The sequence below is a fragment of the Longispora fulva genome, from assembly GCF_015751905.1.
Taxonomy (GTDB): Bacteria; Actinomycetota; Actinomycetes; order Mycobacteriales; family Micromonosporaceae; genus Longispora; species Longispora fulva.
This window is the reverse complement of the sequence record NZ_JADOUF010000001.1, coordinates 1,568,848-1,589,368: the sequence shown is the minus strand read 5'-3', so window position 1 is coordinate 1,589,368 and position 20,521 is coordinate 1,568,848. Positions and strand designations below refer to the sequence as shown.

The window sequence follows — 20,521 nt, the reverse complement described above, 5'->3', positions numbered from 1 at the left end:
CACAGCGGATGGTCGCGGAGGTTACCGTCGGAAGGAGTTTCTAAACGCGTTCGCGGTCGTGAAATACCCACGAATCTTCGGTGAGCGATTCATATCCGCCCTATGACGGACCGCACTACTGTGCCGCGCCATTCCCCCGAAAGATGGGAATCGTTGACACCGCCGATCGGATCGGGGCGCGGCATGGCAGAACGGTACGAGAGTTACTGCTTGGCGGACCGGACCTTCTACGACGCCCTGCACTCCGCGGCGACCGCCGGACAGTCCTTCGCGACCGCCGACCGCCCGTTGCCGGCCGGCTGGTCCCGCGCCGAACAGGACGACTGGCTGGTCTTCCGCCGCCCCGACGCCGCGTTGCCGCCGCAGGGCTGGAAGATCCACGCCTCGGCGACCCGGGACAACGCCGACCGGATCCTCGACGCGGTGTGGGACTACTGCGTGCCGCGGGGCATCGGGTTCAAGTTCCTCCGGTCCCGGGCCGCGCTCACCGCCCGGGTGTCGAAGTACGCGCCGCGCGGGCACAGCGGCAAGCTCGTCACCCTGTACCCGGCCGACGACGCCGCGTGCGAGACGATCCTCACCGAGCTCGGGGCCCTGCTCGACGGGGAGCCCAATCCCACCATCCTGACCGACCTGCGGTGGGGGAACGGGCCGTTGCACGTGCGTTACGGCGCCTTCGCCCGCCGCCACCTGGTCGGCGACGACGGCGAGCTGGTGCCGGCGATCAGCGCCCCCGACGGCACGCTCGTGGCCGACCGGCGCGACCCCGTGTTCCACGTGCCGGACTGGGTCACGTTGCCCGGGTTCCTCGCTCCGCACCTGGCCGCGCGCGACGCCGTGACGGTCGCCGGTCTGCCGTACACGATCGACGGGGTGCTGCACTTCTCCAACGGCGGCGGCGTCTACACCGGGCTGGACGCCCGGACCGGCGCGCGGGTGGTGCTCAAGGAGGGCCGGCCGCACTCGGGGCTGGACGCCTGGGGACACGACGCGGTCCGCCGGGTGGAGCACGAGTACGCGATGCTCCGCCGGCTCGACGGCATCCCAGGGATCCCGCGCGCGCACGACCTGTTCACGCTCGGCGAGCACCGGTTCCTGGTGATGGAGTACGTCGAGGGCACGGTGCTCAGCTCCGAGATCGTCCGGCGCTACCCCCTGATCGACCCGACGGCCGACGCCGGGGACCGGGCCCGCTACACCGACTGGGCCATGGACGTGCACCGGCAGGTCTCCGAGACCCTGGCCGCCGTGCACGCCCGGGGCGTGGTCTACGGCGACCTGCACCTGTTCAACGTGCTGGTCGGCGACGGTCCGGTGACCCTGCTGGACTTCGAGGTGGCGTCCTTCGTGGAGGACTCCACCCGCGCCGGCCTCGGCAATCAGGGCTTCGCGGCCCCGCGCGGCGTCACCGGCGTCGACCTGGACCTGTACTCCCTGGCCTGCCTGCGCCTCGCCCTGTTCCTGCCGATGACGAACCTCCTGTGGCTGCACCGGCCCAAGGCCCGGCGGCACGCCGAGATCATCCAGGACCATTTCCCGGTACCGCCGACGTTCCTCGCCCGCGCCGTCGAGGTGATCGCCCCGCCCGGGCTGCCGGTGGCGCCCCTGGCCCGGATCGAACCCGACCCGGCCGGCTGGCCGACCCTGCGCGCCGACCTCGCCCGGTCCATCGTGGCCAGCGCGACCCCGGAGCGCGACGACCGGCTGTTCCCCGGCGACATCGGGCAGTTCGAGGTGGGCGGCCTGGGCCTGGCGTACGGCGCGGCCGGAGTGCTGCACGCGCTGTCGGCGACCGGCGCCGGCCGCCACCAGCGGTGCGAGGACTGGCTGGTCCGCCGGGTCCGCACCCCGGCGCCGGGCACCCGCCTGGGCCTGTACGACGGCCTGCACGGCGCGGCGTTCACCCTGGACCACCTCGGGTACCGCCAGGAGGCGCTCGACGCCGTCGACGTCTTCCTCCGCGAACACTGGGAACGACTGCCCGCCGACCTGTTCGGCGGCCTCGCCGGCGTCGGCCTGAACCTGTTGCACCTCGCCGACCGGACCGGGGAGCCGTCGCTGCGGGCGGTGGCGCACCGGGCGGCGGAGCTCGTCGCGGACCGGGCCGCCGGGGGCCGGGCCGGTTCCGGGGTCGGGCTGATGCGCGGCGGGGCCGGCCGGGCGCTGCTGTTCCTGCGGGCCTACGACGACACCGGGGACACCGGGTATCTCGACCACGCGGCCACGGCCCTGCGCCAGGACCTCGCGCGGTGCTCCGTGCGGCCCTCCGGGGTGCTGGAGGTCGACGAGGGGTGGCGGACGAACCCGTACCTCGACGTGGGCAGCGTGGGGATCGGGCTGGTGCTCGACGGGTACCTGGCCCGGCGCGCCGACGAGGAGTTCGCCGCGGCCAGCCGGGGCGTGGCGCTGGCGGCCCGCTCCCCGATGTACGTCCTGCCGGGCCTCTTCACCGGTCGGGCCGGGATCCTGCTCTACCTGGCCGGCCGGTCGCCGGACCCGCGGACCGACCCGGACGTCGCCCGGCAGGTGCGCGGCCTCGACTGGCACGCGCTGCCGCACGGCGGCGGGACGGCCTTCCCGGGCACCGCGCTGCTGCGGCTGTCGATGGACCTGGCCACCGGCACGGCCGGCGTGCTGCTCGCCCTCGGCGCCGTCCTGCACGACGAGCCCGTGCACGCGCCTCTGCTCTCCCCCTGGCCGCGCCCGGCGCCGGCCCCACAGACCCCCGCGCCGACCGGCGCGGGTCACTGAGAATCCCTCGAAGGAGAATCCGATGACACTTCTCGACCTGCAGGGCCTGACCACCGCCCCCGAGCACGGCCACGGCGGCAGCAACCTGAGCGTCGCGCTGTGCGGCGAGAGCGGCCTCAGCGTGCTGCTCTGCGACTAGCACCACCGCGCACCCGACCGTGGCCCCGGGCGATTGTCGCTCGCCCGGGGCCACGGCCCGTATCGAGGAGTCTAGATGCCAGTGGGGGTCGGAGGTGCGGCTCGCAGGGCGGGAGCCGGTGCGGGCTGGCTGTCGCTGGTCGCGGTGACCGCGATCGGCGCGGGCGCCGCCCGGCTCGCGCTGCCCTGGGTTCTGGGTCTGGCGGTCGACGGCCTGGTCGCCGGCGGGAACAGGTCTCCGCGCGGACTGTCATGGGTCGGCTGGGCCGCGCTCGCCGTCGCGGTGGTCGTCGCCTGCGACCTCGTCGGCGGCTACGCCGGCGCGGCCTCCGTCGCCGACACCACGGCCAGGCTCCGCCGCCGCCTGGTCCGGCACGTCCTCGACCTCGGCCCCGGGCCGGCCCGGCCGTTCGCGCCCGGCGACCTGGTGACCCGGGTGTCCTCCGGCGCAGCCTCGGCCGCGCACGCCGGCCCCGCGCTCGTGCTGCTGGTCGCGGCCGTGCTGCCCCCGGCCGGCAGCCTCGTCCTCCTCGCCGTGCTCGACCCGTGGCTGGCCGGGGCGTTCCTCGCCGGGCTGGGCCTCGTCGCACTCGTCCTGCGCACGTTCACCCGGCGCACCACGGAGGCCGCCCGGCTCTACCAGGAGGCCCAGGGCCGGATCGCCGGCCGGCTCGCCGAAGCCCTCGCCGGGGCCCGCACGATCGCCGCGGCCGGCACCGCACACCGGGAGGAGACCCGGGTGCTGGGACCGTTGGTCGAGCTGCGCCGGCACGGGGTACGCGCCTGGCACGTCCTGGCCGGCACCGCTGCCCAGGGCGCGCTCGTCGGCCCCCTGGTCCTCGTCGCCGTCCTGGCCACCGGGGGCCTGGCCCTCGCCGCAGGCCGGATCACGGCGGGCGACCTGTTCGCCGCGGGCCAGTACGCCGTGCAGGGCGCCGGCCTCGGCGGGCTCACCGGACTCCTCGGCCGCCTGGCCCGGGCGCGGGCCGGGGCCGCCCGGCTGGAGGAGGTCCTCACGCTCACCCCGGCGACCCACGGCGCACGCGACCTGCCCCCCGGCCCGGGCCGCCTCCAGTTCGTCGACGTCACGGTGCGCGCGGACACCCCGCCCCCGCCGTCCGCGTCCACACGACGTGACTCCGCCGCGTCCCGCTTCGCGCCGTCCAGCACCGCGCCTTCGGGTTCCGGGCCGAGCGGGGCCGGGCCGAGCGGGGCCGGGCCGAGCGGGGTGGACTCGTTGGTGGACCGGTCGTCAGGGCCTCGGATGGTCCTCGACGGGATCACCGTGGACGTGCCCGGGGGCTCGGCCGTGGCGGTCGTCGGCCGGTCGGGGGCCGGCAAGTCGGTCCTGGCCGCGCTCGCCGCCCGGCTGCGCGACCCGGACTCCGGCACCGTGCTCCTCGACGGCGTGCCACTCCCCGAGCTGCGGCACTCCGCCCTGCGGGCGGCTGTCGCCAGCGCGTTCGAGCGGCCCGTCCTCGTCGGGGACACCGTCGCCGACGCCGTCGGCATGGGCCGTGGCCCGGCCCGGGTCCTCGCCGCGACCCACGCCACCAGTTCCCACGACTTCGTTACCCGGCTCCCCCGGGGCTACGGCACGGCGCTCGCCGACGCCCCGATGTCCGGCGGCGAGGCCCAGCGGCTCGGCCTGGCCCGGGCCTGGCACGCCGGCCGGCTCCTCGTCCTCGACGACGCGACGTCCAGCCTGGACATGGTCACCGAGATGCGGATCAGTCGGACGCTCACCGAGGACCACGGGCACCGTACCCGTCTGATCGTCACCCACCGCGTGTCCACGGCGGCCCGGGCGGATCTCGTCGTGTGGCTGGAGGACGGCCGGGTCCGGGGCGTCGGCCCGCATGACGCCCTGTGGTCGGACCCCGGCTACCGGGCGGTGTTCCCGACGTGAGGCGCGAGGTGCGGTACGCGCTAGCGGCGCTGCGGCGCCGGCCCACGGCGGCGTTCCTCGCCTGGTCGGTGCCCGAGGCGGTGCCCGCGGCCCTGTCCGGCCTGGCCGTGGCCCGGGCCGTGGACGCCGGTTTCCTCGCCGGCCGGCCGCTCGTCGGGCTCGCCTGGCTCGCCGCACTCCTGGGGGCCGCCGGGGTCGGCGCGCTCGGGGCCCGACAGGTGTACCGGCGGCTCGGGGACCTGGTCGAGCCGTTCCGCGACGACCTCGTCCGGCACGTGGTGCGCGGAGCGCTGCGCCGGGGCGTCGCCGGCCGCCCCGACGACGGGGCCGTGGCCCGGCTGACCCACCAGGTGGAGATCGTCCGCGACACGTACGCCGGCCTGGTCGTCGTCGTGCGCGGCTTCGTCGTCACCGCCGTGGGGGCGACCGTCGGCCTGGCCTCCACCGCGCCGGTGGTCGGGGTGCTGGTCGGGCCGCCGTTCCTGCTCGGACTCGGCGCGTTCCTGGCCACCCTGGGCGTGGCGACCGGCCGGCAGCGCGCGTACGTCCGTTCCGACGAGCGGCTGGCCGGCGCCGCCGGTGCCGTGCTCGCCGGGTTGCGCGACGTCACAGGGGTCGGCGCCGAGGACCACGCGGCGGCGCTGGTCGGCCGCCCGGTGGCCGAGCAGGCGGCGGCCGAGCTGGCGCTGGCCCGGGTCGGCGCGCTGCGGACCCTGTGTCTCGCCGTGGGCGGGTGGGGTCCGCTGCTGGTGCTGCTCGCGGCCGGGCCGTGGCTGGTGGGGCGGGGCCTGACGGCCGGCGCGCTGCTCGGCGCGCTGACGTACGTGCTGGTCGGGCTGCAGCCGGCGCTGGGCGCGCTGGTGAACGGGCTGGGCGGCGGCGGCCTGCGGTTCGTGGTCACCCTGGGCCGGATCCTGGACGCCGGCCACACGTCCACTCCGGACAGTGGGTCCACGCCGCGCCCGGCCGGCCCGGGTTCCGTGCGGGAGGGCGGGATCCGGCTGCGCGGCGTCACGTTCGCCTACGGGCCGCACTCCGAACCCGTGCTGCGCGACCTGGACCTCGACATCCCCGAGGGTGACCACCTCGCCGTCGTCGGCCCGAGCGGGATCGGGAAGTCCACGCTGGCCGGCCTGCTCTGCGGTCTGCGCGCCCCCGACGCCGGCACCGTCACGGCCTTGCGGACCGACCAGCGGGTCCTGATCCCCCAGGAGGCGTACGTCTTCACCGGCACCGTCGGGGAGAACCTGCGCTACCTGCGCCCCGACGCCAGCGCCCCCCTGCTCGACGACGCGGTGGCCGCGCTCGGCGCAGACGCGTTACTGGCCCGCCTCGGCGGCTACTCCGCCCTCCTGTCCCCCGCCAGCCTGTCCGCCGGGGAACGCCAGCTGCTCGCCCTGGTCCGGGCGTACCTGGCCGACGCGCCCGTCGTCGTCCTCGACGAGGCCACCTGCCACCTCGACGCGGAGGCGGAGCGCCGGGCGGAGGAGGCGTTCGCGGCGCGCGGCGGGACCGTGGTGGTGATCGCGCACCGGATCAGCTCCGCGTCGCGGGCCCGCCGGGTGCTGGTCCTCGACGGGGTGACCGCCGCGGTCGGGGACCACGACACGGTGCTGGCGGCGTCCCCGCTGTACCGCGAACTCCTCGGGCACTGGCGGGCCGGCCAGACCCAGCCGGCCCCCTGAACCGGACAACGGACGGGATCGACACCTCCCACAGCGGCGGCCGGGCCGCATCGACCCACCCGGCGCAGGCGACCCGACGACCGTGGCGGGCCCGACCCGCCGTCGGGCCGGTGGTCAGACCCAGCCGGCGTCCTGGGCGATCCGGATGGCCTCGATCCGGTTGCGGCCGCCGGTCTTCGACACCGCGCTGGACAGGTAGTTGCGCACCGTGCCGGTACTCAGGAACAGCTCCGCGGCGATCTCCCCGGCCGGCGCGCCGTCCACGGCCTTGCGGAGCACCTCGCGTTCCCGGCTGGTCAGCGGGTTGTTCTCCGCGGACAGGGCGGCGACGGCGATGTCGATGTCGAGCACCGGCTTGCCCCGGGCGAGTTCCCGGATACCGTCCACGAGCTGGCGGGGCGAGGAGTCGGTGGCGAGGAAGCCGACCCGGGGCGCGAGCCGGGTGAGTTCGGGCCCGATGGCCGCCGAGGTCCGCCGGTCGACCAGGACGAGGATCCCGGCGTCGGGTAACTCCTCGCAGAGCGTCACGCACAGCTCGTCGACCTCGACGGTGCCGGGGAGCGCGATGTCGAGCACCACGACCTCGGGCCGCTCACGGAGGGCGACGGTCAGAAGATCCTCGCCGCGCCCCACCTCGGCCACCACGATCAGATCGCGCTCCCGGGCGAGCATCGCTCTCAGTGCTCCCCGCCAGAGCGCTCTCTCGTGTCCGAGCACCGTACGAATCAACGATCCCCCAGTCCGTTACTCCCCGTGGCGAGTCTCCCGATTCCCAGCGTAGCCAAGGCATAGCAATCAGTCGATTGTCGACTATCCGACCACCTCGGGAGGTTTGACGGAGCGTAAGCCTGGGAGCTGGGGCGATGTGGGCGCCAGGCGCGCGACGCCCCGCCTCGAGGGCGGCTACCAGGTGCGGGTGACCGGCCGCTGCCGTCGGGTTCTCCGCGACATCTGCCACGGGTCCCGAGCCGGGACGCACGTCCCCGCCGTCGCGGGTCGCCCAGTAGCCGGGTCGGCCGGCGACGCCACCCCGGGCGACGGGCATGGGTATACTGGGAAGTTCGTGCAACAAAAAAGAACCGCTGCGAAGAGCGGTTCGAGACGTGTTACCAGAGACGCGACCGTACCAAACAAGGAGTTGGCTTGTCAACTGCCGCCGAGTTCCGCCAGGAACAGGACTACCTGTCCATGCTCTACGGTCACCTCGACGCCCTGCGCGCCGGGGCACGGGAGCGACTGGCCTCCACCCTGCGCTACACCCCCGGCGGCACCCCGCAGAACCGGTCCGAGCGCGACTCCGCCAGCACGCTCTACTCCGACCAGGTGGTCGAGTTCGGCGCGCTGGAGCAAGGGTTGTGCTTCGGCCGACTCGACCTCGACGACGGCACGGTCCGGCACATCGGCCGGATCGGGCTGTTCGACACCGAGGGCGCCCACGAGCAGCTCCTGATGGACTGGCGCGCCCCGGCCGCCCGGTCGTTCTACCTGGCCACGGCCGCCGCGCCCGACGGTGTCCGCCGCCGCCGGCACATCCGGACCCAGGGCCGGTACGTCACGGAGCTCGACGACGAGGTGCTGGACCTCGCGGAGGCGGCCCGCGACGACGCCGAGGTGGGCATCACGAGCGAGGCGGCGCTGTTCGCGGCCCTGGACGCCCGGCGGACCGGCCGGATGCGCGACATCGTGGAGACCATCCAGGCCGAGCAGGACGTGATCATCCGCTCCGAGATGGGCGGGGTCCTCGTCGTGCAGGGCGGCCCGGGCACGGGCAAGACGGCCGTCGCGCTGCACCGGGCCGCCTACCTGCTCTACACGCACCGCGAGCAGCTGTCACGGCACGGGGTGCTGATCGTGGGGCCGAACCCGACGTTCCTGCGGTACATCTCCCAGGTGCTGCCGTCGTTGGCGGAGACGGGCGTGCTGCTGCGTACCCCCGGCGGCCTGTTCCCCGGGGTGACCGCGACGGCGGCCGAACCGGCGCGGGTCGCCGAGGTGAAGGGCCGGCTGGTGATGGCGGAGGTCCTCGCCAACGCCGTGGCCGACCGGCAGCGGGTGCCCGACGAGCCCCTCGAGCTCACCTACGACCACGAGCCGCTGTGGCTGGACCCGGTGACCTGCGAGCGGGCCCGCACCCGGGCACTGGGCACCGGCCGGCCGCACAACCTGGCCCGGCCCACGTTCGTCGACGACGTGCTCGACGCCCTGGTCCGCCAGGCCGCCGACCGCATCGGCGCGGACCCGCTCGGCGGGGACAACCTGCTCGGGCCCGCCGACCTGGTGGAGATCCGCGAGGAGCTGACCGCCGACCCCGAGGTGGCCGCGACCCTCGAGGAGCTGTGGCCGGAGCTGACCCCGGAGCGGCTGCTCGCCGACTTCTACGCCGACCGGGACCGGATCGACATCGCGGCCGGTGACCTGCTCACCTCCGAAGAGCGCCTCTCGTTGTACCGGGCCCGGGGCGCCTGGACCCCGGCGGACGTCGCGCTGCTGGACGAGGCCGCCGAGCTGCTCGGCGAGGAGGAGCCCGTCGAGTCCGCGGCCCGACCGGCCGTCGACGCCGACTACGCCGAGGGCGTCATGGATATCGCCTTGGGTTCGCGGTCGATCGACCTGGAGGACGAGCTGGACCCGGAGCTGCTGCTCGTCGCCGACGTCGTCAACGCCGGGCAGCTCGCCGAGCGCCAGGAGGACGTCGAACGGCTGACGGCCGCCCAGCGCGCGGCGGCCGACCGGACGTGGGCGTTCGGGCACATCATCGTGGACGAGGCGCAGGAGCTGTCGCCGATGGTCTGGCGGCTGCTGATGCGCCGCAGCCCGAACCGGTCGATGACCCTGGTCGGGGACGTGGCGCAGACCGGTGACCTGGCCGGGGCCGCGTCCTGGCAGGACGCGTTGGGCGGCTACGTCGCCGAGCGGTGGCGCCTCGCGGAGCTCACGGTCAGCTACCGCACCCCGGCGGAGATCATGGCGGTCGCCGACGACGTGCTCGCCGTCGTGGACCCGTCGTTGGCCGCGCCGCGCCCGGTGCGCTCGGTGGGGATCGACCCCTGGGTGGAGCAGGTCGAGGACCTGGCCGGCCGGATCGCGGCGCTGCTCGCCGAGGAGGGCGCGCACGGCCGGGTGGGCGTGATAGTGCCGGAGGGCCGGCCGGAGCTGCGGAAAGTCGGCGTGCACGACCAGGTGCTGACGGTCCGCGACGCCAAGGGCCTGGAGTTCGACTCAGTGCTGATCGTGGACCCGCAGGCGATCCTCGACGAGTCGCCCCGGGGTCACAACGACCTGTACGTGGCGTTGACCCGGTCGACGCGGCGGCTCGGGGTGCTGTGCCCGGGTGAGGTGCCCGAGGTGCTGCGGGGGCTGAAGCCGCGCTGACCCCCGGGCGGCTGACGGCTGCGACGCCGGCGCCCGCCGCCGGGCCGGGGCGCGGTAGATGACCGCACAGGGGACGGGGCCGCTCAACGGGCGGCAACGTCCCCTTTCGGGGATGTAAGGGACAGCGTCTTGTCAGGATCGAGGGCCGTCGCTACGCTCCATTGGTTAGGTAGCCTACCTATCTAACGTCGCCCCTCAGGAGGCATCGTGGAACCCCCCTCGAACCACGCCCGACTGCGACTCCCCCTCGCGGCCGTCGTCGCGGTGGTCCTCGCGGGAACCGGCATCGTCGCCGGCTCCCCCACCCGCGCCGACGCGTCCCCCACCGCGTCGGTCGCCATTCCCGCCGCCCCCGGCAGCAGCACCGCGATCCCCGGTTTCCTGCTTCAGTCCTCGGCGAAGACGGGCGGCACCGGTGCCCAGATCTCCCAGCCCGGGTACGACACCGCCGGCTGGTACCCGGTCGGCGCGCGGTCGACCGTGCTTTCCGGGTTGTTGCAGAACAACAAGTACCCCGACCCGTTCTACTCGACGAACATGAAGAACATCCCGACGGCGGACTTCACGGTGCCGTGGTGGTACCGGGCGGACCTCGCCGTCACGGACACCTCGACGCGCACCTACGTGAACCTCTCCGGAGTGCTGTCCAAGGCGGACATCTTCGTCAACGGCACCCAGGTGGCCACCAGCGCGCAGGTCGTTGGCGCGTACACGGCGCACGAGTTCGACCTGACCGCGCTCGTGCGCGCGGGGGTGAACAGCATCGCGATCCGGGTCTACCCGAACGACCCCAACAAGGACCTGTCCATGGGGTGGATCGACTGGGCCCAGACCCCGCCGGACAGGAACATGGGCATCGTCCGCGACGTCCGGGTGCACCGGGGCGGGGCGGTCGCGCTGCGCGGCGGGCACGTTGTCACCGCCCTCAACCCGGGCCTGACCCGGGCCGACCTGACCGTGAAGGCCGAGGTCCGCAACGACTCGGCGGCGGCGGTCAGCGCGACAGTGGCCGGTTCCGTGGCGGGAGCCGCGCTCACCCAGACCGTGGCCCTCGCCGCGCACGAGACGAAGACGGTCACGTTCGGGCAGGTCACGGTGAACAACCCGGGGCTGTGGTGGCCGGCGGGGATGGGCGCGCAGACCCTCAACGACCTGACGCTGACCGCGAGCGTCGGGGGCGCCGTCTCCGACACGTACACGGAGAGGTTCGGGATCCGCGACGTCAAGGCACCCCTGGACGGCAGCGGGCACCGGCGCTACAGCGTCAACGGCAGGCCGCTGCTGATCAAGGGCGGCGGCTGGTCGCCGGACCTGTTCCTGCGCTGGGACGCCGGCTACGCCGCCGACAAGCTGCGCTACGTCCTCGACCTCGGCCTGAACACGGTGCGCCTCGAGGGGCACATCGAGCCGGACGAGTTCTTCGCGATGGCCGACGAGATGGGCATCCTCACCCTGCCCGGCTGGGAGTGCTGCGACAAGTGGGAGGGCCAGGTCAACGGCGGCGAACCCGGCGACACCTGGACCGCCGCCGACTACGTCACGGCCAAGGACTCGATGACGGCCGAGGCGCGCCGGCTGCGGGATCACCCGAGCGTGATCTCGTTCCTGATCGGCAGCGACTTCGCCCCGACGGCGACGATCGAGAAGAACTACGTGGACGCGCTCAACGCCGCCGACTGGGCCACCCCGGTCGTCGCGTCGGCCGCTGACCGGTCCGCCCCGATCACGGGCGCGTCGGGGATGAAGATGCCGGGTCCGTACGACTGGGTGCCGCCGGGGTACTGGTACAACAAGCGCGAGGGCGGGGCCTTCGGGTTCGCCTCGGAGACCAGCGCGGGGCCGGACGTGCCAACCCTGGACACGTTGAAGCGGATGATGTCGTCCGCCGAGCTGGACACGCTGTGGAAGAACTACAACGCGACGCAGTACCACCGGTCGCAGTCGGCCACCTTCGGCACCCTGAAGATCTTCGACAACGCGATCACGGGGCGCTACGGGGCCCCGACCAGCCTGGACGACTACGTCCGCAAGGCGCAGCTCGCGCAGTACGAGAACACCCGCGCGCAGTTCGAGTCGTTCGGCCGGAACTTCACCGACGCGTCGAACCCGGCCGACGGGGTCATCTACTGGATGCTCAACAGCGGCTGGACGTCGCTGCACTGGCAGCTGTTCGACTACTACCTCGACCAGGGCGGCTCCTACTATGGGGCCAAGAAGGCGGGAGAGCCGCTGCACGTGCAGTACTCCTATGACAACCGGCAGGTCGTGGTCGTCAACTCCCAGCCGGGAGCCGCGTCGGGTCTGACCGTGAAGGTGGACCTGTTCAACCCGGACGGGACGAACAAGTTCTCCCAGACCGCGACGGGGCTCTCCGTGGCCGGTGGCGGCGGGAAGGCCGCGGCGGTGACCGTGCCGGCATCGGTGACCGGGCTCTCGACCACCTACCTGGCCCGGTTGCTGCTGACCGACGCCAGCGGCCACGAGGTCAGCCGCAACGTGTACTGGCTGTCGACGAAGGACGACGTCATCGACTGGCCCAACAACGACTGGTACTACGTCCCCACCACCTCCTACGCCGACCTCAAGGGCCTGACCGGCATGGCGCAGGCCCCGGTGTCGGCGACCGCGTCCTCCACGGTCAGCGGCGACACCACCACGACGTCGGTGACGTTGAAGAACACCGGCACGGCGAAGACGCCGGCGTTCTACCTCGACGCGCACCTGGTCGGGACGGGCGACAAGCCGGTGCTGCCGGTGAAGTGGTCCGACAACGCCGTCAGCCTGTGGCCGGGCGAGCAGACGACGCTGACCGCGACGTACCGGACGGCGGACCTGCACGGGGCCGCGCCGAAGGTCCGGGTGTCCGGCTGGAACGCGGCCACCCAGACCGTGCCGGCCGGCGGCGGGGGCGACGGCCAGCCGCCGTCCACGCCGGGCAACCTGCGCGCCACGGCGGTCACGGGCACCAGCGCGGCGCTGGCGTGGAACGCGTCCACCGACAACGTGGGCGTGACCGGGTACGACGTGCTGCGCGACGGCAGCCCGATCGCCACGGTGACCGGCACGACGTACACGGACCCGACCCTGACGGCAGGTACCACCTACGCCTACACCGTCGTGGCCCGCGACGCGGCGGGCAACTCCTCGCCGCCGACCGCTCCCCTGTCGGTGACCACGCCGGGCACGTCGACCGGCCGGTACGAGGCGGAGAACGCGACCCTCTCGCAAGCCACGGTGGCCAGCAACCACCTCGGCTACTCCGGCTCCGGATTCGTGGACTACACGAACATCACCGGCGGCTGGGTGCAGTGGACCGTCACGGGAGGCACCTCGACACTCACCCTGCGCTACGCCAACGGCACCACGGTCAACCGCCCGATGACCATCACGGTCAACGGGACCGTGGTCGCCACCGACGTGGCATTCCCCGGCACCGGCAATTGGGACACCTGGGCCTCGGTGACCCTGAACGTGCCACTGCCGGCCGGCACCAGCACCGTGCGCGCGACGGCGACCACGGCCAACGGCGGTCCGAACGCGGACTACCTCGAAACATCCTGACCACCCGCACATTTCTGGAGTACTAGATGGACAACTGGTCACGGCGCACCGTCCTGAGCGCGATCGGGCTCACGGGCGTCGGCGCTGCCCTCGCCGCCTGCGGCACGTCCTCGGGATCGGCCGAGGGCACCCTGAACGTGCTGTTCATGCAGCAGGCCGGGTACTCCGAGGAGGACATCTCGGCGATGGTGGCGCTGTTCGAGAAGGACAACCCGAAGATCAAGATCAACAAAACCTTCGTGGCGTACGAGGCGCTCCGCGACAAGATCGTCGCGGCGGCCCCGGCCGGCACCTTCGACGTGGTCCTCATCGACGTGATCTGGCCCCCCGAGTTCGCGGAGAAGAAGCTCATCGCCGACATCACCCCCCGGGTGCCGGCCGAGTGGAAGACCCAGATGCTCGAGGGGGCGCTGTCCACAGCCGTCTACAAGGACAGGTTCTACGGCGTGCCGTGGATCCTGGACGCCAAGTACCTGTACTCCAACACCGAGCACCTCACCCGCGCCGGGCTCGCCCCGACCGCGCCGACCACCTGGTCCGGCGTGGTCGAGGCGGCCCGCGCGATCAAGGCGAAGGGGGTGGTGAAGTACCCCCTGATCTGGAGCTGGAAGCAGACCGAGGCCGTGATCTGCGACTACACCCAGCTGCTCGGCGCGTTCGGCGGCACGTTCCTCGACGCGGCCGGCAAGCCGGCGTTCAACACCGGCGGCGGGGTCAGGGCCCTGCAGTTCATGAAGTCCACCCTCGACGAGGGGCTGAGCAACCCGGCCTCGATGGAGAGCCTGGAGGACGACGTGGCCAAGGCGTTCCCGAACGGCGACGCCTCGTTCGCGCTGAACTGGACGTTCATGTGGGCCAAGACCCAGGACGAGAAGGAGAGCAAGGTCAAGGGCAAGGTCACCATCGGCCAGACCCCGGCCGGCGACGGCGGCAAGCGGCCCGGGTGCAACGGGTCGATGGCGCTGGCGATCCCGGCGACGAGCAAGAAGCCCGACGACGCCTGGAAGCTCATCCAGCACCTGACGAGCGCGGCGACGCAGGAGCAGTACGCGAAGAGCTCCCTGCCGGTGTGGAAGGCCTCCTACACCAAGGACACGGTCGTCGCGACGAGCCCGGAGACCGTGGCCGCCGCGAAGGCCGAGCTCGACTCGCTGATCCTGCGGCCCGGCGTGAACCACTACAACGCCGTGTCGCAGATCCTGCAGGGCGAGATCTCCAACGCCCTGCTGGGCCGCAAGCCCGTCCAGAAGGCGCTCGACGACGCCGCAGCCGCCGCCGCGAGCGAGCTCAAGTGACCGACCAGCTCAACCGGCCCGCCCCGCCCCGCGCGCAGGAGACGCCCGTGCGTCCCTCCCGCGCGGGGCGGGGCGAGGCCCGCTTCGCGCTCTTCCTGCTGCTGCCGGCCGCGTTCGTCGTGTTCGGCGTCGTCGTCTACCCCGTCGTACGCACCCTGGTCACGTCCGTGCTGGACGTCGACGGGCCGCTGGACGACAGCACCCCGTTCGTCGGGGTGTCCAACTACGTCGAGGCCCTGGGCGACCCCGGGTTCTGGCGGGCCGTGTGGCAGACCTCGTACTTCTCCGTGACCTCCATCTTCTTCGAGGTCGTCTTCGGGGTCGGCATCGCGCTGCTGCTCAACGCGCCGCTGCGCGCCCGGTGGCTGTTCCGGGCCATCGTGATCGTGCCGTGGGCGCTGCCGACGATCGTGTCGGGCGCGATGTGGCGCTACATCTTCTCCGGGCAGTACGGCGCGCTGAACGCGGTGCTGACCCAGCTCGGGCTGATGGACGAGTACAGGTCGTGGCTGGGGTCCGACCCGTTTCTGGCCCTGAACATGGTGATGGCCGCCGACGTCTGGAAGAACACCTCGCTCGTGGCGTTCCTGCTCCTGGCGGGCCTGCAGAACATCCCGTCCGACCTGTACGAGGCGGCCCGGATCGACGGGGCCGGCCCGATCCGGTCCTTCTTCTCCATCACGGTGCCGATGCTGGTGCCGAGCATCGTGATCGTGCTCGTCCTGCGCACCATCGACACGGTGCGCATCTTCGACATCGTCTACATCGTCACCGGCGGCGGCCCGGCGAGCGGCACGCAGACCGTGGCGTTCTACACCTATGTCCGGGCGTTCTCCGACCAGCGGCTCGGCTACGGTTCGGCGCTGTCGTACCTGGTCACGGCCGTGGTGCTGGTGCTGTCCGTGGTGTATCTGCGGACGCTGCGCAAGAGGGGGGCACTGCTGTGAGGTACAAGATCTTCATCCACGCCGCCGCCGCGTTCGTGGCCGCGGTGTTCCTCGCCCCGCTGGCCTGGCTCGTCATCGCCAGCGTGTCCGAGCCCCGTGACCTGCTCGCCCGGCCGTTGCACTGGATCCCCGAGCACCCGACCTGGTCGCGGTACGACGCGATCGCCAACTCCGACGGCTCCGACGTGGCCGGGCTGTTCCGGCAGTCGATGGGCAACAGCGTGATCGTCGCCCTCGGCACGGTCGCGGTGTCCATGGTGATCGGGGTGCTGGGCGGCTACGCCCTGGCCCGGCTGCGGTTCCGGTTCCGGCGGAGCACGATGGTGGCGTTCCTGATCGCGTACATGCTGCCCCCGATCGCGCTGCTCATCCCGCTGTACCTGGTGCTCACCCAGCTCCAGCTGCTGGACAGCAAGATCGGACTGATCGTGGTGTACACGTCGTTCACCACGCCCTTCGTACTGTGGATCATGACGAACCAGTTCCTCTCCCTCCCGGTGGAGCTGGAGGAGGCCGCCCGGGTCGACGGGTGCAGCCGGCTCGGGGCCCTGCTGCGGGTCGTGCTGCCGGTTGCCCGGCCGGGGCTGTTCGCGACGATGATGTTCACGTTCCTGATGTCCTGGGACGAGTTCCTCTACGCGCTGATCTTCACGGCCACGCCCGAGGCCAAGACCGTGCCGGTCGCGATCGCCGAGTTCACCGGCCGCTACAGCGCCGACTTCGGGCTCGTCGCGGCCGGCGGCGTGCTGGCCACCCTGCCCCCGGTGCTGCTCGCCCTGGCCTTCCAGCGATATGTGGTCGACGGGCTGGCTGCGGCCTCGGTGAAGGGCTGAGACACTGTTGCTCCACACTCCGTTACCGACGAAGGCGGCATGATGGCTAGGGTCTCTGGCTCGTCCCGGCTCCTGGGCGCCATCAACGAGTCCGCGGCACTCGCGCACCTGCTCGAGAGCGGCCCGTTGACCAGGGCCGACCTGCGCGCGCTGATCGGCCTGTCCAAGCCGTCCACCTCCGAGGTGCTCCGCAGGCTCCAGGACGCCGGGCTCGCCCTGACCGTGGGTCGCACCCAGGGCGGTGGGCCCGGGCCGACCGCCGAGATCTACGCGGCGAACCCGGAGGCGGCCTACGCCGCCGCCGTGTCCGTGCGCAAGGCCTCCACGATCGCGGCGGCCGTGTGCGACCTGTCCGGCGCGCTGCGGGCCCGGATCGAGGTCGAGGTCGACTTCGCGGGTACCGACGCGGCCCGGGCCGTCACCGGCGCCGTCGAGGAGCTGTGCCGACGGGCCGGGCTGCGGGTCGACCAGCTCGACCACGTGCAGCTGGCGATCCCCGGGTCCTACGACGAGCGCACCGACATGGTTCGGCACATCCACGTGCCCGGGTGGGAGCGGCCGGGGCTGCTCGGCGAGGTCCGCCGGGCGTACCGGGCCGCGCACGTCGACAACGACGTGAACCTCGCGGCCGTGGCCGAGCGGCACCGGGGGGTGGCCGCGGCCGACCCCTCGGCGGGGTTCGCGATGCTGTGGCTCGGCGAGGGGGTCGGGCTGGCCATCGACCTCGGGGGGACGTTGCTGCGCGGGGCCCGGCAGGGGGCCGGGGAGATCGGGTACATGCCGGTCGGGTTGCCCGGGGCCGAGCGGCGGCCCGACTACGAGGAGCTCGTGGGCGGGCCCGCCGTGGTGGCGTTGGCCGCGGAGTACGGGTTCGTGGCGGAGACGGCGCATGACGCGGTGGCGCTGGCCGTGGCGGCGGTGGGGACGGCCGGAGGCGCGGCGCTGGCGGGTGGGCCGCAGGAGGCCGCCGGGCGGGGCCGGGCGTTTCTCGGGGTACTGGCCGCGCGTATCGCCGTCGGGCTCGCCGCCGTCGTGGCCGTGCTCGACCCGCCGTTGGTGGTGCTCGCCGGGGAGGTCGCGCAGGCCGGGGCCGATCCGCTCCGGGCGGCCGTGGAGGCCTCGCTGGGCGAGATCGGCGAGCTGCGGACCCCGATCGCGGTGACCGGGGTGGAGGACGACGCGGTGCTGTTCGGGGCGCTGGAGGCGTCACTGTCGGCGGCCCGCGAGGCGCTGTTCGCGCGGCTGGGCAGCCCGGCGTTCTGACCGCCGCCCCGGACGACCGGGTGATCGCCCGCGTCCGGGTGGCCGAGGTGCGTGACCGATCACTCCGGAATCCAGGGCCGACGCTGCAGGAGAGGCCCACCGAAAGATTTGATGGGTGTGATGGTGGGGCGGGCCGTGAAGCCCGCCCCTACTGCTAGCTGTTCACGAAGGCGTTGGCCGCCGCCGCGCCCTTGCTGTCGATGACGCTGTTGGTCTCCACCGGACTCGGGACCTGGCCGGGGAACACGATGTAGGTCACGCCCGAGTCGACGCCGCCGTTGGCCGGGTCCGGGTTGATGCCCAGGGCCTGGGCCGTGGCGTAGGACGCCTCCCCGATGATGTTGCTCGGGCCCTCGTCGGCGAACACCGCGTAGACGACCTTGTTGTTGTAGATGACCGCGGCGACGCTGCCGGGCTTGATCCCGTTGGACTTGTAGCTGAACCGCGAGCTGGGCAGCGGGATCACGAAGTAGTGCGTGACGTCGGCCGTGAACGACTTGCCCTTCGAGGTCTGGAAGGACGTCTGGTCCTGGTACCACGGATCCGTGCTGTGGTTGCAGTGGCTCGTCTGCACCCCGTCGCAGTCGACGTCCAGATCGGCCTTCCAGACGAACGCGGAGCCCGCCTTGCAGATGTTCACGGTGGACGAGGTGTCGTCGTCGGTGGCGTACTTGCCGTGCGACACCACGGTGCAGCCCTGCCCGGCCCGGGCGAGCAGTTGGGCGGCGGTCGGGCCGGCGAGGGTGCCCGCCGAGGCGGTCGTCGCGGGGACGGTCAGCAGGGGCACGGTCACAGCCGCGAGGGTGAATGCCGCGAGTCCGGGTCGACGCATGGGGACCTCCACTTAGATAGGTAGGTTACCTTTCTGATCCCCCGCGCCGCTCAACCTACAATCATCGATTTAACTGGTCAAGAGCCGATCTATCAGGATGTCGCCCAGGGCACCTGGGGCGAGCGGTAGTACGTGACGCCGGCAGCCTTCCAGCGCGGGCCCTGCGTGCCGAGCCGCACCTTGAAGGTGTTCCAGTCGTGGGTGGACTTCGGCGACCAGCCCAGCTCGGCGAGGGCCGGCAGCCTCGGGAACGCCATGTACTCGACGTCGCGCTGCGACTTCAGCGTCTCCGTCCACACCGGGGCCTCGATCCCGGTGATCGCCGAGGACGCGACGCCGCTGAGGAAGGAGCCCGGGTCCCAGTTGTAGGCGGCCTTCACCTCGATCAGCCCGGCCCAGTCCTGGCCGAGCGGGGTGCTCGCGGTGTACTTCATGTCCAGGTACGCCTTACTCGCTGGCGACATGATGAGCGTGGTGCCCTTCTTCGTGGCCGCCGCGACCTGGGCGTCGCTGGTCTCGGTCCCCCAGTACTGGGCCACGGTCGTCGGCAGCGGCGTCGCGTGCACCACGTCGTGCCAGCCGAGCACGATCTTGCCGTGCGCGTGGGCGATGGCCTGCACCCGGTTGACGAACGTCGCGTAGTCCGCCGGAGTGGTCGAGGTCGCCTCGTCCCCGCCGAGGTGCAGGTACGGGCCGGGGGTCAGCGCCGCCAGCTCCGTGACCACGTCCTCGATGAACCGGTACGTCAGCTCCTTGTGCACGCACAGCGTGCTGAAGCCGACGTCGACCCCGGTGTACAGCGGCGGGGCCTTGCCGTCGCAGTTCAGCTCGGCGTAGGAGGCCAGAGCGGCGTTGGTGTGCCCGGGCATGTCCACCTCGGGGACGATCGTGACATGCCTGGCCTGCGCGTACGCCACGATCGCGGTGTAGTCGGCCTGGGTGTAGTAGCCACCGGGGCCGCCGCCGACCTGGGTGCTGCCGCCGTACGTGGCCAGCCGGGGCCAGCTGTTGATCACCAGCCGCCAGCCCTGGTCGTCCGTCAGGTGCAGGTGCAGATAATTGATCTTGTAGCGGGCGACCTCGTCGATGTACCGCTCGACGTCGGCCACCGGACGGAAGTGCCGGGCGACGTCGAGCATCGCGCCCCGGTACGCGTACCGGGGGTGGTCCACGATGTGCCCGCCGGCCACCTGCCACGGTCCGGACTGGGCCGTCGGGCTCTCGACCCTCGCGGGGAGGAGCTGGCGGAGGGACTGGACGCCCTCGAACAGTCCGGCGGCGGTCCGGGCCCGGAGCACGACCTTGGCGGCGGTCACGTCGAGCTGGTAGCCCTCGTCTCCGACGGTCGGGTCCGCGCCGCTGAGCAGCAGGGAGATGCCGGTGCCGGGGGCCGGCTGGACCGGGAGCTGGTAGCCGGTGGCGGGGCGCAGGACGCCGGCCAGGTACGCGGCGGGGGCCTCGGCGCCCGGGTCGGCGTAGATCCAGGTGGTGGCGGTGAGGGGGTAGTCGGCGCCGGTGGCGGGCTGGACGGTCACCGGGACCGGGACGAGGGTCGACATGCGGCTGGTGACGGCAAGTGCCCGGCCGGCCTCGGCGGCGGACGCCGTGCCCGCCTCGGTGGCCTCAGCGGCGGTGGCCGCGTCCGAGGCCCGGGCCAGGGCGGCGTCCCAGCCACCGGCCGGCGCTGCGCTGCGGGCCCCGACCTGGGACGGGGCGCGGCCCGGCGCGGGGGCCGCGAGGGCGGGGCTGGCCGCGCCCGACACGACGACCAGCGCCGCGAGCAGGGCCAACGGGGTTCTGGATCTCATGGTGATCCTCCGGAGGGGTGAGGTGGTGCCATCGAGCGTATTAGATAGGAAGGCTTCCTGATAGATCCCGAGGACAGGTTGTCCCACATCGACGGCGGCTCGAACCCACGACCAAGGGATTATGAGT

13 protein-coding genes are annotated in these 20,521 nt (G+C 72.8%); 10 read left to right on the top strand and 3 right to left on the bottom strand.

Translation table 11 applies throughout. The features are described from left to right. Positions 1–183 precede the first annotated feature (183 nt). The 4 genes from lanKC to IW245_RS06900 all read left to right on the top strand — a co-directional run bounded on the left by lanKC (position 184) and on the right by IW245_RS06900 (position 6,483). Entirely contained in the window at positions 184–2,751 is a 2,568-nt protein-coding gene (gene lanKC / locus IW245_RS06915) for a class III lanthionine synthetase LanKC (protein WP_197002360.1), read from the top strand. Between the two features lie 22 nt (positions 2,752–2,773). Next, entirely contained in the window at positions 2,774–2,890 is a 117-nt protein-coding gene (locus IW245_RS06910) for a SapB/AmfS family lanthipeptide (protein WP_197002359.1), read from the top strand. A 75-nt stretch (positions 2,891–2,965) separates the two neighbouring features. Further along, positions 2,966–4,798, top strand: a complete 1,833-nt coding sequence (locus IW245_RS06905; RefSeq protein WP_197002358.1) for an ABC transporter transmembrane domain-containing protein — start codon at positions 2,966–2,968, stop codon at positions 4,796–4,798. Continuing rightward, positions 4,795–6,483: an ATP-binding cassette domain-containing protein gene (locus IW245_RS06900; RefSeq protein ID WP_197002357.1), complete on the top strand. Its 1,689-nt coding sequence runs from the start codon at positions 4,795–4,797 to the stop codon at positions 6,481–6,483. Before IW245_RS06905 ends, IW245_RS06900 begins: the two co-directional genes overlap by 4 nt. Positions 6,484–6,597: 114 nt before the next feature. Here IW245_RS06900 and IW245_RS06895 read toward each other — a convergent pair whose 3' ends face one another. Next, a complete protein-coding gene (locus IW245_RS06895; protein ID WP_197002356.1) occupies positions 6,598–7,155 on the bottom strand; it encodes a response regulator transcription factor in 558 nt (185 codons plus the stop codon). A 471-nt stretch (positions 7,156–7,626) separates the two neighbouring features. On the opposite strand from IW245_RS06895, the gene IW245_RS06890 reads away from it, so the two are divergent. From IW245_RS06890 to IW245_RS06865, 6 genes are all read left to right on the top strand, one after another. After that, entirely contained in the window at positions 7,627–9,855 is a 2,229-nt protein-coding gene (locus IW245_RS06890; RefSeq protein ID WP_497942712.1) for a HelD family protein, read from the top strand. Positions 9,856–10,062: 207 nt separating this feature from the next. Next, a complete protein-coding gene (locus IW245_RS06885) occupies positions 10,063–13,416 on the top strand; it encodes a glycosyl hydrolase 2 galactose-binding domain-containing protein (protein WP_197002355.1) in 3,354 nt (1,117 codons plus the stop codon). Positions 13,417–13,442: 26 nt separating this feature from the next. Then, entirely contained in the window at positions 13,443–14,711 is a 1,269-nt protein-coding gene (locus tag IW245_RS06880; protein WP_197002354.1) for an extracellular solute-binding protein, read from the top strand. After that, positions 14,708–15,658, top strand: coding sequence for a carbohydrate ABC transporter permease (locus tag IW245_RS40370; RefSeq protein ID WP_197002353.1), 951 nt, complete (start codon positions 14,708–14,710; stop codon positions 15,656–15,658). Before IW245_RS06880 ends, IW245_RS40370 begins: the two co-directional genes overlap by 4 nt. Then, complete coding sequence (locus tag IW245_RS40365) at positions 15,655–16,491, top strand: carbohydrate ABC transporter permease (RefSeq protein WP_197002352.1); 837 nt, start codon at positions 15,655–15,657, stop codon at positions 16,489–16,491. The genes IW245_RS40370 and IW245_RS40365 overlap by 4 nt, the downstream gene beginning before the upstream one ends. A gap of 39 nt (positions 16,492–16,530) precedes the next feature. Continuing rightward, entirely contained in the window at positions 16,531–17,754 is a 1,224-nt protein-coding gene (locus IW245_RS06865) for an ROK family transcriptional regulator (RefSeq protein ID WP_231398688.1), read from the top strand. A gap of 154 nt (positions 17,755–17,908) precedes the next feature. Here the strand turns inward: IW245_RS06865 and IW245_RS06860 are convergent, their stop codons facing one another. Together IW245_RS06860 and IW245_RS06855 are read right to left on the bottom strand one after the other, a co-directional pair. Next, on the bottom strand, positions 17,909–18,586 hold the full coding sequence (locus IW245_RS06860; protein ID WP_197002351.1) for a glycoside hydrolase family 75 protein: 678 nt from the start codon (positions 18,584–18,586) through the stop codon (positions 17,909–17,911). A gap of 92 nt (positions 18,587–18,678) precedes the next feature. Further along, the gene (locus IW245_RS06855) at positions 18,679–20,394 is read right to left on the bottom strand and encodes a beta-N-acetylhexosaminidase (protein WP_269215932.1); all 1,716 of its coding nucleotides are present in this window, start codon (positions 20,392–20,394) and stop codon (positions 18,679–18,681) included. Positions 20,395–20,521 lie beyond the last annotated feature (127 nt).

Bases quoted from the DNA above. Each gene is read 5' to 3' on its own strand.
- IW245_RS06905 (WP_197002358.1), top strand. From the start codon at position 2,966: ATGCCAGTGGGGGTCGGAGGTGCGGCTCGCAGGGCGGGAGCCGGTGCG.
- IW245_RS06860 (WP_197002351.1), bottom strand. From the start codon at position 18,586: ATGCGTCGACCCGGACTCGCGGCATTCACCCTCGCGGCTGTGACCGTG.
- IW245_RS06895 (WP_197002356.1), bottom strand. From the start codon at position 7,155: ATGCTCGCCCGGGAGCGCGATCTGATCGTGGTGGCCGAGGTGGGGCGC.
- IW245_RS06865 (WP_231398688.1), top strand. From the start codon at position 16,531: ATGATGGCTAGGGTCTCTGGCTCGTCCCGGCTCCTGGGCGCCATCAAC.
- IW245_RS06910 (WP_197002359.1), top strand. From the start codon at position 2,774: ATGACACTTCTCGACCTGCAGGGCCTGACCACCGCCCCCGAGCACGGC.
- IW245_RS06855 (WP_269215932.1), bottom strand. From the start codon at position 20,394: ATGAGATCCAGAACCCCGTTGGCCCTGCTCGCGGCGCTGGTCGTCGTG.
- IW245_RS06880 (WP_197002354.1), top strand. From the start codon at position 13,443: ATGGACAACTGGTCACGGCGCACCGTCCTGAGCGCGATCGGGCTCACG.
- lanKC (WP_197002360.1), top strand. From the start codon at position 184: ATGGCAGAACGGTACGAGAGTTACTGCTTGGCGGACCGGACCTTCTAC.